The 14,733-nt window shown below is 62.1% G+C and carries 18 protein-coding genes; 12 read left to right on the top strand and 6 right to left on the bottom strand.

Features of this window, described 5'->3' with window-relative positions; all coding sequences use genetic code 11:
• The first annotated feature begins 8 nt into the window (after positions 1-8).
• From ACSQ9A_RS38790 to ACSQ9A_RS38770, 5 genes are all read left to right on the top strand, one after another.
• On the top strand, positions 9-536 hold the full coding sequence (locus tag ACSQ9A_RS38790) for a Dps family protein (RefSeq protein ID WP_436298176.1): 528 nt from the start codon (positions 9-11) through the stop codon (positions 534-536).
• A gap of 44 nt (positions 537-580) precedes the next feature.
• Complete coding sequence (locus ACSQ9A_RS38785; RefSeq protein WP_436298178.1) at positions 581-1,402, top strand: alpha/beta fold hydrolase; 822 nt, start codon at positions 581-583, stop codon at positions 1,400-1,402.
• A 164-nt stretch (positions 1,403-1,566) separates the two neighbouring features.
• The gene (locus ACSQ9A_RS38780) at positions 1,567-1,716 is read left to right on the top strand and encodes a hypothetical protein (protein WP_436298179.1); all 150 of its coding nucleotides are present in this window, start codon (positions 1,567-1,569) and stop codon (positions 1,714-1,716) included.
• The gene (locus ACSQ9A_RS38775; RefSeq protein WP_436298180.1) at positions 1,713-2,150 is read left to right on the top strand and encodes a hypothetical protein; all 438 of its coding nucleotides are present in this window, start codon (positions 1,713-1,715) and stop codon (positions 2,148-2,150) included. The genes ACSQ9A_RS38780 and ACSQ9A_RS38775 overlap by 4 nt, the downstream gene beginning before the upstream one ends.
• A 144-nt stretch (positions 2,151-2,294) precedes the next feature.
• Entirely contained in the window at positions 2,295-3,710 is a 1,416-nt protein-coding gene (locus ACSQ9A_RS38770) for an alginate export family protein (protein WP_436298181.1), read from the top strand.
• A gap of 615 nt (positions 3,711-4,325) precedes the next feature.
• Here the strand turns inward: ACSQ9A_RS38770 and ACSQ9A_RS38765 are convergent.
• From ACSQ9A_RS38765 to ACSQ9A_RS38755, 3 genes are all read right to left on the bottom strand, one after another.
• A complete protein-coding gene (locus ACSQ9A_RS38765) occupies positions 4,326-4,538 on the bottom strand; it encodes a hypothetical protein (protein WP_436298182.1) in 213 nt (70 codons plus the stop codon).
• Between the two features lie 365 nt (positions 4,539-4,903).
• Positions 4,904-5,332 carry a hypothetical protein gene (locus tag ACSQ9A_RS38760; RefSeq protein WP_436298183.1) on the bottom strand — a complete coding sequence of 143 codons (429 nt, stop codon included), beginning with the start codon at positions 5,330-5,332 and terminating at the stop codon, positions 4,904-4,906.
• A 99-nt stretch (positions 5,333-5,431) separates the two neighbouring features.
• On the bottom strand, positions 5,432-5,944 hold the full coding sequence (locus tag ACSQ9A_RS38755) for a hypothetical protein (RefSeq protein ID WP_436298184.1): 513 nt from the start codon (positions 5,942-5,944) through the stop codon (positions 5,432-5,434).
• A 289-nt stretch (positions 5,945-6,233) separates the two neighbouring features.
• Here ACSQ9A_RS38755 and ACSQ9A_RS38750 point away from each other — a divergent pair, with 289 nt between their 5' ends.
• On the top strand, positions 6,234-6,509 hold the full coding sequence (locus tag ACSQ9A_RS38750; RefSeq protein WP_436298185.1) for a hypothetical protein: 276 nt from the start codon (positions 6,234-6,236) through the stop codon (positions 6,507-6,509).
• A 783-nt stretch (positions 6,510-7,292) separates the two neighbouring features.
• Here the strand turns inward: ACSQ9A_RS38750 and ACSQ9A_RS38745 are convergent.
• Positions 7,293-7,628, bottom strand: coding sequence for a hypothetical protein (locus ACSQ9A_RS38745; RefSeq protein ID WP_436308025.1), 336 nt, complete (start codon positions 7,626-7,628; stop codon positions 7,293-7,295).
• On the opposite strand from ACSQ9A_RS38745, the gene ACSQ9A_RS38740 reads away from it, so the two are divergent.
• Together ACSQ9A_RS38740 and ACSQ9A_RS38735 are read left to right on the top strand one after the other, a co-directional pair.
• Complete coding sequence (locus tag ACSQ9A_RS38740) at positions 7,531-7,818, top strand: transposase (RefSeq protein ID WP_436308024.1); 288 nt, start codon at positions 7,531-7,533, stop codon at positions 7,816-7,818. The two genes, ACSQ9A_RS38745 and ACSQ9A_RS38740, sit on opposite strands and share 98 nt — an antisense overlap.
• Positions 7,819-7,957: 139 nt before the next feature.
• The gene (locus tag ACSQ9A_RS38735; protein ID WP_436298187.1) at positions 7,958-8,419 is read left to right on the top strand and encodes a hypothetical protein; all 462 of its coding nucleotides are present in this window, start codon (positions 7,958-7,960) and stop codon (positions 8,417-8,419) included.
• A gap of 588 nt (positions 8,420-9,007) precedes the next feature.
• On the opposite strand, the gene ACSQ9A_RS38730 is transcribed toward ACSQ9A_RS38735, so the two are convergent.
• Positions 9,008-9,661 carry a helix-turn-helix domain-containing protein gene (locus ACSQ9A_RS38730; protein WP_436308023.1) on the bottom strand — a complete coding sequence of 218 codons (654 nt, stop codon included), beginning with the start codon at positions 9,659-9,661 and terminating at the stop codon, positions 9,008-9,010.
• A gap of 431 nt (positions 9,662-10,092) precedes the next feature.
• Between ACSQ9A_RS38730 and ACSQ9A_RS38725 the strand changes: the two genes are divergently transcribed.
• The 3 genes from ACSQ9A_RS38725 (at position 10,093) to ACSQ9A_RS38715 (ending at position 13,158) form a co-directional block, all read left to right on the top strand.
• Positions 10,093-10,962 carry a fumarylacetoacetate hydrolase family protein gene (locus ACSQ9A_RS38725; protein ID WP_436298189.1) on the top strand — a complete coding sequence of 290 codons (870 nt, stop codon included), beginning with the start codon at positions 10,093-10,095 and terminating at the stop codon, positions 10,960-10,962.
• 11 nt (positions 10,963-10,973) lie between these two features.
• On the top strand, positions 10,974-11,756 hold the full coding sequence (locus ACSQ9A_RS38720) for an alpha/beta fold hydrolase (protein ID WP_436298190.1): 783 nt from the start codon (positions 10,974-10,976) through the stop codon (positions 11,754-11,756).
• 61 nt (positions 11,757-11,817) lie between these two features.
• On the top strand, positions 11,818-13,158 hold the full coding sequence (locus ACSQ9A_RS38715) for an amidohydrolase family protein (protein ID WP_436298191.1): 1,341 nt from the start codon (positions 11,818-11,820) through the stop codon (positions 13,156-13,158).
• Positions 13,159-13,299: 141 nt separating this feature from the next.
• Here the strand turns inward: ACSQ9A_RS38715 and ACSQ9A_RS38710 are convergent, their stop codons facing one another.
• Positions 13,300-13,839 carry a 2'-5' RNA ligase family protein gene (locus tag ACSQ9A_RS38710; RefSeq protein WP_436298192.1) on the bottom strand — a complete coding sequence of 180 codons (540 nt, stop codon included), beginning with the start codon at positions 13,837-13,839 and terminating at the stop codon, positions 13,300-13,302.
• 430 nt (positions 13,840-14,269) lie between these two features.
• Here ACSQ9A_RS38710 and ACSQ9A_RS38705 point away from each other — a divergent pair, with 430 nt between their 5' ends.
• Positions 14,270-14,710, top strand: a complete 441-nt coding sequence (locus ACSQ9A_RS38705; RefSeq protein ID WP_436298193.1) for a hypothetical protein — start codon at positions 14,270-14,272, stop codon at positions 14,708-14,710.
• The last annotated feature ends 23 nt before the right edge of the window (positions 14,711-14,733 follow it).

Genomic DNA, 14,733 nt, shown 5'->3' with positions numbered 1-14,733 from the left:
GGAAAAACATGGCCGACCCCACGACCGTCAACACCCCCAAGAAGCGGCGCCTTGCCCCGCTGCACACCCCGAGCGACCTGGGCGCGGACGCCACGCGCGACATCTCCGCGGGACTCAACGTGCTCCTCGCGGACACCTTCGCGCTCTACTTCAAGACGAAGAACTTCCACTGGCACATGTCGGGCCCGTCGTTTCGCGACTACCACCTGCTGCTGGACGAGCAGGCCGACCAGATCTTCGCCACCGTCGACCCCATTGCGGAACGCGTTCGCAAGCTGGGAGGCACTACGCTGCGCTCGACCGGCCATGCCGCCCGCTTGCAGCGACTCTCGGACAACGATGCGGACTTCGTGACACCGATCGGCATGCTGGCCGAGCTGCGCGAAGACAACCAGCGGCTGGCCGGCTTCATGCGCACCACTCATGCGCTGTGCGACGAGTACGGCGACGTCGCCACCGCCAGCGTGCTGGAGAACTGGATCGACGAGGCCGAGCGACGCACCTGGTTCCTGTTCGAGTCGGTGCGCCAGGGCTGATGCCATCCACCTTTTTGCCTTCCCTTCATTCAACTGTAAAAACCATGACCACACTCACCTTGCGCGACGGAACAGAGCTCTACTACAAGGACTGGGGTTCGGGCCAGCCCATCCTCTTCAGCCACGGCTGGCCGCTCAGCGCGGACATGTGGGACGCCCAGATGCTGTTCTTCGCAGAACGCGGCTACCGTGTGATCGCGTTCGACCGCCGCGGGTTCGGCCGGTCGAGCCAGCCGTGGACAGGCTATGACTACGACACCTTCGCCGACGACATCGCCGAGCTGGTCGAGAAGCTCGATCTGAAGGAAGTGATCCTCGCGGGCTTCTCGATGGGCGGCGGCGACGTGACGCGCTACATCGCGCGCAAGGGCAGCGCCCGCGTGGCCAAGCTCGCACTCATCAGTGCCGTGACGCCGCTGTTCATGAAGACGGCCGACCACCCCGTGGGCCCCGACGCATCAGTGTTCGCAGGCATCCGCGCCGGGCTGGCTGCCGATCGTGCGCAGTTCCTCGATGACTTCAGCACGCTCTTCTACGGCACCAACCGCCCCGGCGCCAAGGTGTCGCAGGGCATCTTCAAGCAGACGCTGCAGATTGCGCTGCAGGCCTCGATCAAGGCCACCCTCGACTGCGTGACCGCGTTCTCGGAAACCGACTTCCGCCCCGACATGGCCAGGATCGACGTGCCCACGCTCGTGATCCACGGCGACGACGACCAGGTCGTTCCCATCGAGGCCACCGGCAAGCTTGCGGCCGAGATGATCAAGGGCAGCCAGCTCAAGGTCTACGCCGGCGCGCCGCACGCCACCTGCACCACCCACAAGGACCGGGTGAACGCTGACCTGCTCGCGTTCATCGAGGCGTAGGCGTTTCGCCGGCCGCACGTATGCAGCGCGCCTATGGTGAGCGACTGGGACGGTACTTCGGTTTGCCGTCCCCCACTGGAGGTCGAAGGTCTCACTGTTGGCGAAGGTACGCGTAAGGGGCTAGCAGAGTTGTCCCCAGCCTTGGACGGATGGTGGGCTGCGCAATGGTTCGCAGCCTCCCCACGCTTGGCTCCAAGAGCGTGCGCCGGTCGAACGGGATGACGTCCATTCCGGCTTCGGTCCTCAACGTTGCCCGCGCCGATCTCTTCATCATGAAGGCTGGTCCCGGAACGATGGCGCAGGTCTTTTTTTGAAACTACTGGAGTTCGATATGAAAACATTTTTCTGGGCATTTAGCACCGTGATCATGCAGCTGGCCGCGTTCGGCGCCAATGCGCAAACGGTAGCGCCCGTGCCAACGGACAAGGCAGCCGCGCGCGCAGAACGCCAAGCCCAGGGCACCCAAGCCGCACGCGAGTTCACTCCGGGCGAGGGCAATCCAAAGCCCGAGCCGAGGGCCAAGGTCTCTAGTGCGGAGCGCGCCGCGGCAAGGCAGGCGAGGAAGCCGGAAGGTGCGGAGGCTGCGCGTGAGTTCAAGCCCGGCGAGGGCAACCCCGAGCCGGAGGCCAGGGCGAAGGTGCCGCGCGCCGAACGCACGGCTGCGCGACAGGCGCGCCGCGCCGAAGTCGCGAAGGCGAATAAGTCGAGTCAACTGCCCTCATATGGTGAAGGCTACGGCGGTAAGTAGAAATCCCCGTCGGGCGCGCGACGATCGCCATCGGGATGACATGGCTTGTCGTGCTGGCGCTTGCCTTCGCATCCGACTCGGTGCTCTGGGTCGCCATTCCCACCGTTGGGGCTCGGTCGAGGGTGAGCTGATTCCGAGAAATTGATGGCCTCTGACGTAAAACCGTCCGCGCGAGTGGCGCTGTTGCTGGCAGCGCTGTCGATGGGCTTCGGCCCATCGGCAGTGGCGCAGGATCCAGACTCGCGTCCAACCTACACGAGCTCCCGGTTCGACGAGGATTGGACCGCGATGCGCGATCCTGCCAGACGCACTGGTGTTCTCGACCGCTTCAAGTGGGTGCCCTTGAACCACGAGGGAACATGGTATGCGACCTTCGGTGGAGAATTGCGCGCAGGGTACGAGTACTTGCGGAACCCGGTTTTCGGCCTCGAGTCGCCGCCACGCGATGGCTACTTCCTTTACCGGGCATTTCTGTTCGCCGACCTTCACCTGGGCCCGAACTTTCGAAACTTCATTGAGCTCGCGAGCGGTTCTGCACCGGGGTGGGCCGGCACGCCGCCACCCACGCAGGAGGACGATCTCGACCTTCTGCAAGGATTTGGCGAGCTCACGCTTCCACTCGATGGAGCACAGGTTGTGCTGAGAGCAGGGCGCCAGGAGATGAGCTTCGGATCTTCGCGGCTCGTTTCTGTCAGAGAGGGCCCGAACATCAGGCGCTCCTTCGATGGGGTGCGTGTCTCATGGGTTGGGTCCCAAGATTTCCGGGTCGACGCCTTCGCGGTGCAACCCGTTGCGCCTCGATCCGGGACATTCGACGATCGCCGCGATCGGAATCAGGACTTCGGAGGTGTCTACGCCACGACGGCGATCCCCGCCGTCCCTGGATTGAAGGCGGACTTTTACTACCTCGGGCTCGATCGCAAGAATGCCCGTTTTGCACAGGGAACCGCAACGGAGCGTCGTCACACCATCGGCGCTCGTTTGTTCGGGCATCAAGCTGGCTTCGATTGGAATGTAGAGGCGGCTTTTCAGTTCGGGTCTTTCGGCAGGTCCGACATTCGCGCCTGGACCATCTCGTCGGACACCGGCTACACCTTCGCGAATGTGTCTCTATCACCCCGGCTGGGGCTGAAGGCGGACGTCATCAGCGGCGACAAGAACCTACGTGACGGAACGCTCGGCACCTTCAATCCGCTCTTTCCGAAACTTCCCTACTTCTCCGACGCGAATGTTGCAGCGCCTGCAAACCTCATTGACATCCAGCCGAGCATCGCCTTGTCGATGACGCGCACCTTGAGCCTGACGCTCGGCTGGAATCCACTGTGGAAGCAGTCGAAGGCCGACGCGTTCTACGCGCCACCCTTGTCTCCGGTGGCTGGAACCTCGGGGACGCGAGGACGCTTCATCGGGCACCAGTGGATCGCCACGATCGGGTGGTCGCCGACGCCGCGTCTTGCGCTCTCCGCGGCGTATGTCCACTTCGTGCCTGGGGAGCCGCTGAAGGAAGCCGGTGGTCGCTCCGGGGACTTTGTGGGGGCGTACGTGCAGTACAGGTTCTGAGCGCTCACTGCGCGTTGTGACGGCCCGACCGAAGGCCCAAGCGGCGGCTCACGTGGCAAACACCTGCGGAAACGCAACGGCGGGGTGCACCGGTTTAGTCAAAAATGACCACATCTTTAGGAAACCTACGGTCGCCGTAGGTTTCCTAAAGATGTGGTCATTTTCTCCCTGTGAGACCCCCCAGATTTACATTAAAAATGAGTTTTGGTCATTTTTGACTAAGAAAACTGGGTTGTGCTCGTGCCCGCGGCGGAAGGGGCGTTCGCATAGGTTTGGCCAAAGGAACTGGTGGAGGGCCCGGGCGCTTTGCAACTGGACAACCCACGCTGGACCTCGTCGCTCTCATGAGCGCGTCGAAGTAGGCAATCTCGGCGGCCGGCCCTTCCTGGTGGGTTGCCATCGCATGCCTAGCACCATGTCCTTGATCAAGCACTCTTGGGCTCCTTCACGAACTGGTCAATCAGCTCCTCGGGGATCGACGGCAACGCCGCCGCGGCGGCCGCTGCCGCCTTCGTCGTCTTCCTGCTCGGCATACATGCTCCTGGTCGTCATGCCATGCCTCGCACAAAAAATTACGGGCAGGCTCGCGTTGCCGCAGCCAGTAGTTGCCCGCACCTATTTCTTGGGGACCATGATGCCGAGCATCAGCTCCGTATTGAGCGAGGCCAATTGCTGCACCAGCCCCCACTGCTTCGTCATGAGAGCCACGAATTCAGGGTTGGCAGGTACAGCTCTGGCCGAGAGCGCCAGCTGGGACATCGACTGCGCGAGGCTCTGCTGCTCCGCATAGATTTTCTTCGCTGCTTCCGTGTACTCATCGAGCGTCATGCAATGTCTCCATGTGGTGGTGTCCAAATCTTAGCCGCATAGAAGCTTGGCGCAAACGCTGGGCTGCCACTATAGGCCATGAACAACGAAGGTGTCATTCGAGGTGGGTACGAATAGGGACGTCTCCCCGACTCGGCTGAATCGATGTTCTTTGCCGTTAATCACAATGGATTTCATGTTCGTCCATACCCGGTATTCGTAGCCGCCCGCGATGGGCGCCGCTTGAAGGACGCTGAACGCCGGTGGCACATTCACCTGAAAGCTGAGATGGCCTGTTGCACGACCTGCTCTCACGCTCGACTCCGCCGCGCAGAGCATGGGCAGCAGGAGCATTGTGAAAACAATCTTCCTCACGTCGGCATAGCCTATGCACCGCTCGGGGGCGCACTGTCTTGACCTCCGGGGCCCTCATTCGCAGCAGGATCTGAAAGAACGAGCGCCGCGCGGTAGGCGGTGCGACCTGCTATCTTGGCATCGGAGGCCAGCTTCTTCCACCGCCGTTCGCGTTCGCGCGGCGACTGGGTCGTTGGTTGCTCAATCAGTGACTGGCAAATGGCAAGCATTGCCATGGACGATGTCAGGCAGAAATGGATGGCCGACAGCGTGGGCCGTGTCCGATAGCTTGCCTCCTCCTTGCTGCGGATCCGCTCTCCTTCATTCGGGCTAAGAGAAAGCAGATCGGTCGATGCAGTGAACGGTACATCGGGCTCGCTGTCCAAAATATCTTGGGACGCCTGCTCAATAGCATTTACCGCCTTTTCCAACAAATCCAACGAGCTCGAGGATGTAGCCATGAGTTCCTTACCCTTGTTCGTCAAGGTATCGTGAGCCCTTGATCGGGTCCACCGCAACCGCTAGTACTCCCAGGATTTTGCGAAGCGCCCTTTCAGTGCCTACTCCAACTCGATGAAATTGCTCTCGATCCAGACCTTGCCTTCTTCATTCAAGGCGAAGGAGAGCGCCTTCTCTCTGGAGAGCTTGTTTTCGCGGATGGCTCGCGAAAGTGGATTCTCATACGAGGAGTCTTCGCGCCTGTGGTTGTAGACGTGCTCCTTGCCAGCTTCGTCGCTGTAGGCGTACGAGACCGTGATGCCGTCCAAATCGGCAAGGGGCTGCAAAAACGCGATGAACTCTGAGGCCGTGACGCCGTCGGCGTTGATCGCGTCCCAGTGCCTGTAAAGGATCGACTTCGACACTGTTTGCTCGCGCTGGACGAACTCCGGTGCCCGCCCAGATGGCAGGACCGTGGCGACCATCGATTCGCGAGTGTCCGCGCTGCCGTTCGTGCGGAAGAAGTTGGCCACGGTGTTCGCGAACGTCCTCGCGTCCGTTTGGACTCTAGGCCCCGAGGAGTAGGCATCCAAGTCGTGGGGCACCGTCTCCAGCTCTTCGCTGCGTTTGCTCATGCTTCAATCCCTCCGCGTTCTCATTCGAACTTAGGTCTTATCGTACGGTTGTGATGGGCGGCGCATCTGTATTTGGGGTTCGGTCCTACACGAAAACGTGCGTTTCTGGCGAAATTGGCCATGGTCAGCGCGCATGCTGGGAGGGCTGCATGACGGCATGAAGTCCAAAGTCTTCAGATCACCCGACTCCAGCCGAGGAGGGCCATTGAGTGGCTCAAGCCGCAGGTTGCGCTGAGTAGAGAAGCCTGCAGAATGAGTTCCCTGAGCACCAGAGTGAGTTCTGCCGACCATGACCATTACGAGTTATGAGATCACGGCTCTGAGAGCTGACTTCAAGCGATCACACCGCCGGCCAGCGCGAGCCTTGGCTGAGCTCTTGATGCTCGGGAATGCCGTTCTGGAAGATCATGAGATGCTTGAAGGCGAGGTGGGAAATGCTTTCGAGCGGTTTGTCTTGGAGTCCTTAAGCCAGCAAGGCGTCGAGTCAGGCGAGTTCGCAGCGGCGGTGCTGGCGCTCGGCAAGCTTCGCACGACCCTTGCCGAGCTTCAGAGCATTCCCGACTAAGTGCAACCATGGCCGTCCTAGTCGGCACAGCATCCTGGACCGACGAGACGCTGACAGCGCGCCGGCTGGGCGACGATATCGCAGGCCACGGAGACCGTGCGCGTGTTCCTACATACAACATTGAGCTAATGGCGCTTACTGCGATGAACCTTCAGCCACTTGGCTTTCTCCCCTAATTTCAGATGCAAAACTTAAGCACTCAACGGCCAACAGCACCCGAATTTTCGCGTGAGACCTATCAAGGGCTCGCAGAGGATGCTGGGGTACTGGCGCCGGGAGCGCCGATCTCGGATGAGCTCATGGCCTTCGCCGAAGCCATCGGTCGGCTACATAGAGAATGGGAACGGCGTGAACTGCAGAAGGGTTGGGCCTCACCCATCTGACCGCTTTTGCTGGCCAGTCCTGCACGGGTCAAGATCGGGTCCACAGGAGGAAGTTTGGGGCACGCGGGCGTAGGCCAGCGCTGCCACGACAGGCCGCGAGCACCAGCGCGTTGAATTGGTCGCGCGTGAGGGTGAGCTGGGTGGTGGCGCTCGCTGCTGGCCAAGCGAAGCGGGCCTTCATGCAGGCGCCGCGCGCACAGCCAGAGACCGATCCCGTCGTGGATGAGGGCCTTCACCCGATATTGGCGCGTCGATTCGCAAACAGGTAGGCGTGATGCGCCCGCGCAGCGCCGAACGCCGTGACGACCCTCGCCAGCGCCGAGTCGGTGCCGGCGTGCCGGCGCTCATGTCCAGCGGCTCTGTGGCCAGCCAAGTGGCGTCGATGCGGATCATCAACCGCTCACCTGAGCCACTCGCGAAGCCAGGCAGCGCAGTCGCCTGCGGCCTGAACGGGCCAGCCGATCTTGATCATCGTCGCCCCGCGTTGTAGCTCGATGTGGATGTCGCGCGCCGGCGCCTCGGGTGGTGGCAACTGCAGGGCGACGAACTCGCCCGCCGGCTGCGGCGACACTTGCTGCCGCTTGGCCGCCGTAGCCGCGTCGGAAATCGGTGGACACGTGCACACTAACGAAGGAGCGATGCCGGCGCGGCGCCGCAGAACACGCGGCGCCGAGTTCAAGGCGCAGGCTGTGCAGGCCTGCAGGGAGCCCGGGATGTCGATGACAGCGGTGGCCATGGCACATGGGGTTAACGCCAATCTCCCGCGGCGCTGGGTGACGGAGCAAGACGACGCCTCAGATCAACATGACTTCACTGGCTGCTTACCTCCCTCTAGGTATTGGCGCCGGATCAGCGCCACCAAGTGGATCGAATGGCTAGTTGCGAGCTCGTCACCGCTTCGTTCTCGAGGCGGTGTTTGTGAATGAATGTGCCTGACCCGTTTCTTTTCCTAAGCGACCGACTTACGGGCACACGTTCGATATCCCCACCCAAGCACGACTATTCCTCGGCCACTAAGATTCGAGTTGAGCCTCCTGCGCACGCCGCCTAGAACGAAATTCCCCGATGTCTGAGTTTGATTTGCCCGTGCAGGCGGCTGCGGTTCGCCGCGCGCTTGCTGCCCATGGAGTTCGCCATGCTTTGGCGATGCTCAATGACAGGACTCAGTACCGATACACTGCCATTTACAAACTGAGCGGCGATTCATTGAAGGCGCAGCACGTTTTTGACCGTGCCTCTGAATACCGCACTTGGTTGCAAGCAGTCCCCTTGCAGAAGAGTTTCTGCCAGCACGCGATCGAGCAGGGCGAGTTCGCGACCAGTCACGTCTCCAAGGATAGGTCCTTGGTCAGCTATCGCCCCTTTGTTGGCTTGGTTGAGTCGTACTACGGGCGGCTGCTGACACGTGATTCCGGGGCGCCCTATGGCACGTTCATCCATTTCGATCTGGAGCCACGCGTAATTGATGCGGAGGAGGTCGCCTTCCTCCAGCAAGTGACTCCGATGTTTCTTGACTACTTGGACTAACTTGCGCCCCCAGTAATGGCGAGCCAAGCTTCAGCCTGCACCTCGACCAGGCGCGTCGAAGTAGGCAATCTCGGCGGCCGGCCCTTCCTGGTGGGTTGCCATCGCATGCCTAGCACCATGTCCTTGATCAAGCCATAAGGCATGTACCCTCGCTATCAACCGTGTGCAGAAGGCGTACCAACGAGTCGGCCGTCCTGGACCACCTGCTCGAGCAGCGCTCGTGCAACATGGGGAACCTCCAGCGATCGGGCGTGGCAGAGCTTTTCAAACGCGGCATAGAGTTTTCCATCGACGCGAACGGTGAGCGTGAGGCATGGCCTGGAGAAATGCTGCGACTCTTCACGCCGACATGGTAGGGCAGCCACTACAAGAGCCGCCTCTATCGGCAACGTCAGTTGTGCGCCGGCCTGGGTGGATCTAAGCGTCAGCTTGCTGGAGGGCGGGAAGGACTGTTCAGGGCCCGTTGCTGCCGCTCGCCATCGACTGTCGTATGGCCGGTATGCTGGCGAAAGCAGCCACGTCAGTTGGTCCGATTCGCACCGAAACAAGATTTGGGATTGCGCCCCGACTGCATCGAAGCCGCCAGCCCTAGAGCTGCTGCTCCCTGGGGACGCCGGTAACAGTCACAGGCGACGGATCGCGCGCCGCCCGCTTGAAGATCGACGGCGAAACGCCGGTGTGCTCCTTGAAAAAGCGCGAGAAATTGCCTGGCGCCGAAAAACCGAGATCCATCGCGACCTCGGTCAGCGCGCCGCCTTCGGCAACGCGGCGCATGGCTTCCTCAACCCGCACGCCGCTCCAGAACACCTGAGGCGTCGTGTTGAGCTGGTCGCGAAAAAGAGCGAAGAAGTGCGCGCGCGACAACCCGACCTTCGCCGCGATCTCATCGATGGTTGTGATCTCGGAAACGTGTTCACGCATGTGGGCAATGGCGCTGCGCAGCCGATGGTCAAGCATCACGCCCACGGAACTCGCAGGCGATTCGGCGCTGCCGGTGGTCGAAGCCGCAATGGCCGCCTCCAGAAGCCGCTCCACTTCGTCGTCGATGGCCGGGCGCGACTTGTCGGCGGAGATGATCAGGTCGAGCACCCGCCAGCATGAGCGGCGCATGGCGGAACTGATGGGAACGCGCGGCGAAGGAAATCGGAAGCTGCGTCCGGTTGCGCTGCCCAGCGCGTCCAGCCACTGCTTGGAAATCATGAAGACGAGGAAGAGGCAGGAGCCGCTGCCCTCCATCACCATATCGTGCGCCTCGAAGGCGTTGACGCCGAGCGCGACGTTCTCGCTGTAGGGCACGACCTCAGCGCCCACGTTGGCGACTGCGCGACTGCCGCCGAGCCACATCGCCAGTTGCGATTCGGAATGGGCGTGCGATACCAGGTTGGCGCGGGATTCGAGAACGATCGCCGTGCCAAAAGCCCCCTCGTGCAGCGCGTACGCCTCCGCCATCTTCAGCTCCTTCCAACGTGGGTTGACGGTGCGATTGTTCGCGTTGGCGAGCCCTGATTTGACGGCCACCCGGGTAAGTACCTAGCACTGTACCGGACTCCCTGATACGTCGTCGGATTCGTCGATAAGCGCAAAAAGAGCTGCGTTTTTAAAGTTGCTTCATCCCCGCGGTGCCTTGATCGGAACCGCAAAACTGCAGAGAGAAAACACAGGAGCAAACTGAAATGCGCATCGCAACTTACATCGCCGACGGCACCCGCCGCGTGGGACTTGTTTCCGACGACGGCCTGACCATCCAACCGCTCGACCTGACGCCGCAGCGAGCGGCCGTCGGTGCCCTGAGCATCATCGAATCCATGGCCGAAGGCGGAGCGGCGCCGATCGCGACCGGCGCCGCCGTCAAGGTGGCAGATGTCGCGCTCGACGCGCCGCTGCCCAAACCTCGCCGAAACGTCTGGTGCGTCGGCCGCAATTACCACGCACACGCCAAGGAACTCTCGGCCTCCGTCTTCAAGGACAGCGGCGCGAAAACCGACGAATGGCCCATCGTCTTCACCAAGGTGCCCGAATGCGTGGTCGGCCCGCACGACGACGTGCTGGTCCCCAGCGAGATCTCGACCCAGATCGACTACGAAGCCGAACTCGCCGTGGTCATCGGCAAGGGCGGCAAGAACATCACGCGCGCCGCGGCGATGGAACACGTGTTCGGCTACACGGTCGTCAACGACGTGACGGCGCGAGACGTGCAGGTGCGCCACAGCCAGTGGGACATGGGCAAGTCCTTCGACACCTTCTGCCCGATGGGCCCATGGATCGTGACGGCCGACGAGTTCGACGGCACCAAGACGCGCGTGCGCTGCTGGGTCAATGGCGAACTGCGGCAGGACGGCCCGACCGAGAACATGATCTTCGACATCCCCACGCTGATCGAGACCATCTCGCGCGGAATCACGCTGTATCCGGGTGATGTCATCGCCACGGGAACGCCAGCCGGCGTCGGCATGGGCATGACACCGCCGCGCTACTTGAAGGCGGGCGACGTGGTGCGTGTCGAGATCGACCGCCTGGGCGCAATCGAAAACAAGTTCGTCTGAAGCGCAGCACGATGACGACACAAGTTATCAACGGGCTGGCCGTCGAGATCGACGGCAACGGCGAAGCGCTTCTGTGCATTCACGGACTCGGCGGTTCGTCGAACACCTGGACGCCATTGCTGGCTGCCTTGTTGGACTTCAAGGTGATTCGCCCGGACCTGCCCGGAAGCGCACGCTCGCCGCTGCTCGCGCACCCGCTGTCGATTGAAGGCTATGCCGCATCGCTCGAAGTCCTGCTCGCCGACTTGGGCGTCGAATCGGTGCACGTGATGGCGCATTCGCTCGGCACCGTCGTTGCGCAGCATCTCGCCGTACGCAATCCCGGAAAGATCAAGTCGCTGGCCCTGTTCGGCCCGCTGGTCGCACCACCCGAAGCGGCTCGGCCGAACATTGTGGCGCGTGCAGCGGCGGCGCGTGGTGGTGCGGCGGGCATGCAGGAGATTGCCGACGCCATCGTCAAGGGCGCCACCAGCCCGGAGACGAAGGCCGAGCAGCCCGCCGTGCTGGCACTGGTGCGCGAAAGCGTGATGCGCCAACCGTCCGAAGGCTATGCGCAAAGCTGCGAGGCACTGGCCAAGGCACAGTCGGCGGAGATCGAGCGCATCGGCGTGCCGACCTTGCTCGTCACCGGGGACCAGGACGGCGTCGCGCCCCCCGCCAACGTGGCCGCCATGGCGGCGCGCATCACCGGATCGCGGCAAGTGGTCTTCGATGGCTGTGGCCACTGGACGACCTTCGAGAAGCCGCAACGCTGCATGCAGGAACTTGAGCAGTTCTACGCATCGCTGCGCTGATCTCTTTTCTCAGCATCTTTCATCAACCCATTCCGGCACCACGGGCCGGAGGAGACAAGCCATGACCCGCATCGCATTCACAAACGTCCGCATCTTCGACGGCACGGGCGAAGACACCTACACCGGCGACGTGCTCGTCGAGGGCAAGCGCATCGTCGAGGTGACCCGCGCGCCCCAGAGCGTGAGCACGGACGACGCCCGCGTCATCGACGGCAAGGGCCGCTTTCTCTTGCCCGGCATGACCGAGGCCCACACGCATTTCTCGTGGAACGACCAGCCGAGCCTGGCCGCCATCCAGTTCATGCCGCCCGAGGAGCACACACTGTGGTGCGTGCGCGTGGCCAAGCGCTATCTGGACATGGGGTGGACCTCCGCCATCGGAGCCGCCGCCGCCAAGCCGCGCCTCGACGTGGTGCTGCGCAACGCGATCGAAGCCGGCGAATTCCCCGGCCCGCGCTACCTCGCGGGCAGCCAGGAAATCACCACCATCGGCGCGCTGGGCGACAACACGCTGCCGCACATGAACTTCGAGGAATTGAGCTTCGGCAGCGTTTGCAGCGGACCGGAGGAAATCCGCAGATCGGCGCGCACCTTCATCAAGTACGGTGTCGATCACCTCAAGATCAACCTGTCCGGCGAGTACATCGCCGGCCTGCCGGCCGAGATGTCGCCATTCTCTGAGGAAGAAGTGGCAATGCTTTCGCAGGAAGCCAAGCGCTACGGCAAGCGCATGGCCGCTCACGCGCGGTCGAGCGAATCAGTGAAGCAATGCGTTCGCCACGGCATCGAGATGGTCTACCACGCGAGCTTTGCAGACGAAGAAGCGCTCGACATGCTTGAGGCGGCTAAGGATAAGCACTTTGTCGCGCCGGGCATCGGCTGGCTCATCCGCACCACCTTCAACGCCGCCGAGTACGGCATCACCGAGGCTGTTGCGACCCAGATGGGCTACAAGCGCGAACTGGAGATCGCCTCGGCATCACTGCGCAAGATGCACCAGCGCGGCATCCGCATCCTGCCGGGCGGCGACTACGGCTTCGCATGGATGCCGCACGGCACCAACGCCAATGACCTGCAGTACTTCGTCGATTACATCGGCATGACGCCCAAGGAAGCACTGCTGGCGGCGACGAAGCTAGGCGGCCAGATCATGCTGCGCCCGGATGAACTCGGCCAGTTGCAAGCGGGCTTCCTGGCGGACATCGTGCTGGTGGATGGCGATCCGCTGGAGGATCTTTCTCTCCTGACCGATCCGGCGAAGATCCAGCTCGTCATGAAGGACGGCGTGATCTACAAAGATTGCGCGACCCCCGTGCCTGCGGAGGCTGCGCTGCATCTGGAAGGGGCCGACTTCCCGCTTCGTGAGGAAGGCGTCAAGGAGGCGCTTGCTGAAATGCATTGAGCGAGAGACGAGCGAACGGGGCGGCGGCAATGCCCCTGTTCGCTTTTCTTCGACCGCAATGCAAACGTAAGCCGACGCTGAAATTGACGCCAAGTACGACGGCTCCTGGCCGCGAGCTGCCTCAACATACCGTCCCACGATTCACCCCGAAGCGTCGCGCGAAAGATGGAAGACATGCAGCTCCCTCCATCGCCCAGACGAATTCTCAATCAGGGCGACGGAACTGCATTGCGCTCTCACTTCGGCTCCTTGTTCAAGCCCCAGCTGCAGCGCTTCCGCTGCCTCGTCTGCGTCGGCAGCGCTTCCATGCGCGACGGTGAGGTGTGGGATGACGCGCTGGTGTTCGCCCGCATACGGCCGAAAGCCGGGGAAGGCTTCGACCAGAGCCTGCGTCATGGCGATGAATGGCGCAGTGGGCTCAGGTTCGAGATAGGCCGTCGTCGGAAACCGGCCGACTGAGCGCAGCGAGAAGGCAAAGGCCGTGGTTCCCATCAGGGCGCGCTGCGCCTGCTCCAGCACATCAGCGGTGATGTCGCCGGGGTCCATGAAGGGAACCAGCACAGTGATGTGGGCAGGGACACCAAGCTTCGATGTGGCATCGAAGCGCTCACGCAATGCTGCCACTACGGATTCGGCGCTGGGAACCTTCACGATAAAGGCTGATATGGCCATGGTCGTCATCGTACGGGCACTTCAGCCGAACGCGCCGCTCCTGGCCGGCTCCTGGACTACCAGCAGCATCTAGGCAGCGGGGAATCGCCGCAACATCGTGGTGCTGAGCGGATATGGATCTGCAGCGATGAGCCGGTACGAACCCATCTCGATGCTTCCAACGTCATTGAGGCTGCAGAAAACACGGCCTGCCTAGTCGCTCCGTACGGGAACTTTCTGCGGCGGCGCGAGGGTCTGGAGGTGAGGGGAAGGCGTGTCGCTGAGAAAAAGCCCAACACGAGGTTTAGGCAAAAATGACCACAACTTTAGGAAACTTACGCCGACTAAGTATCATGAGCGTTACACTTCGTGTATGGAGTACGTCACAACGGAATGGCCCTGAAAAGTACATCCGATGAAAAACGCTGCACGCCACCAAGGATAGGGTGAAGGGATAGAAATGCTCAAGTTGAAAATTGTCGCTCGAACGCTCCAGGTGCTGGCCGCCGGCGCCCTTCTCTGCGCCGCGCTCCCCGCCGCAGCCCAGAGCTTCCAGGTGGCCAATTCGACAGCTGGCAGCCAGGTGGCGGCCGCGCCGATCAACCAGATCGTTGCCAATCTGAACAACGGCATCAACAACGCGCAGTGGACCGCTACGGTGGCCAACAACCAGGCCAACTATGCGGTCGCGGTGGGAAGCAACGCTCAGAACACGGCCAACTGGGCCGCAGGCACCGCGAATGACGCTTGGAACCGAGCGAACAATGCCCAGGCCACTGCGAACACGGTCGCCTGGCGGGTCGATGTCACATGGAACCTTGCTATCGCGGACTGCGCCATGGCAATGGGTGGAGTCCAATGGACGGGGTTCTGTCAAGCGGTGAATCCGCGTCCATGGTAAGACGATTCTGGCCTGCGAAAAAG

Source organism: Variovorax sp. LjRoot290 (genome assembly GCF_964253985.1).
Taxonomy (GTDB): domain Bacteria; phylum Pseudomonadota; class Gammaproteobacteria; order Burkholderiales; family Burkholderiaceae_C; genus Variovorax.
Note: the sequence above shows the minus strand (reverse complement) of the source record. Positions and strands in the feature narration are given on the sequence as shown.

Bases quoted from the DNA above. Each gene is read 5' to 3' on its own strand.
- ACSQ9A_RS38715 (WP_436298191.1), top strand. From the start codon at position 11,818: ATGACCCGCATCGCATTCACAAACGTCCGCATCTTCGACGGCACGGGC.
- ACSQ9A_RS38720 (WP_436298190.1), top strand. From the start codon at position 10,974: ATGACGACACAAGTTATCAACGGGCTGGCCGTCGAGATCGACGGCAAC.
- ACSQ9A_RS38705 (WP_436298193.1), top strand. From the start codon at position 14,270: ATGCTCAAGTTGAAAATTGTCGCTCGAACGCTCCAGGTGCTGGCCGCC.
- ACSQ9A_RS38765 (WP_436298182.1), bottom strand. From the start codon at position 4,538: ATGACGCTCGATGAGTACACGGAAGCAGCGAAGAAAATCTATGCGGAG.
- ACSQ9A_RS38770 (WP_436298181.1), top strand. From the start codon at position 2,295: ATGGCCTCTGACGTAAAACCGTCCGCGCGAGTGGCGCTGTTGCTGGCA.
- ACSQ9A_RS38790 (WP_436298176.1), top strand. From the start codon at position 9: ATGGCCGACCCCACGACCGTCAACACCCCCAAGAAGCGGCGCCTTGCC.
- ACSQ9A_RS38780 (WP_436298179.1), top strand. From the start codon at position 1,567: ATGGTTCGCAGCCTCCCCACGCTTGGCTCCAAGAGCGTGCGCCGGTCG.
- ACSQ9A_RS38760 (WP_436298183.1), bottom strand. From the start codon at position 5,332: ATGGCTACATCCTCGAGCTCGTTGGATTTGTTGGAAAAGGCGGTAAAT.
- ACSQ9A_RS38725 (WP_436298189.1), top strand. From the start codon at position 10,093: ATGCGCATCGCAACTTACATCGCCGACGGCACCCGCCGCGTGGGACTT.
- ACSQ9A_RS38740 (WP_436308024.1), top strand. From the start codon at position 7,531: ATGCCGGCGCGGCGCCGCAGAACACGCGGCGCCGAGTTCAAGGCGCAG.
- ACSQ9A_RS38755 (WP_436298184.1), bottom strand. From the start codon at position 5,944: ATGAGCAAACGCAGCGAAGAGCTGGAGACGGTGCCCCACGACTTGGAT.
- ACSQ9A_RS38730 (WP_436308023.1), bottom strand. From the start codon at position 9,661: ATGGTGATGGAGGGCAGCGGCTCCTGCCTCTTCCTCGTCTTCATGATT.
- ACSQ9A_RS38710 (WP_436298192.1), bottom strand. From the start codon at position 13,839: ATGACGACCATGGCCATATCAGCCTTTATCGTGAAGGTTCCCAGCGCC.
- ACSQ9A_RS38735 (WP_436298187.1), top strand. From the start codon at position 7,958: ATGTCTGAGTTTGATTTGCCCGTGCAGGCGGCTGCGGTTCGCCGCGCG.
- ACSQ9A_RS38750 (WP_436298185.1), top strand. From the start codon at position 6,234: ATGACCATTACGAGTTATGAGATCACGGCTCTGAGAGCTGACTTCAAG.
- ACSQ9A_RS38785 (WP_436298178.1), top strand. From the start codon at position 581: ATGACCACACTCACCTTGCGCGACGGAACAGAGCTCTACTACAAGGAC.
- ACSQ9A_RS38745 (WP_436308025.1), bottom strand. From the start codon at position 7,628: ATGGCCACCGCTGTCATCGACATCCCGGGCTCCCTGCAGGCCTGCACA.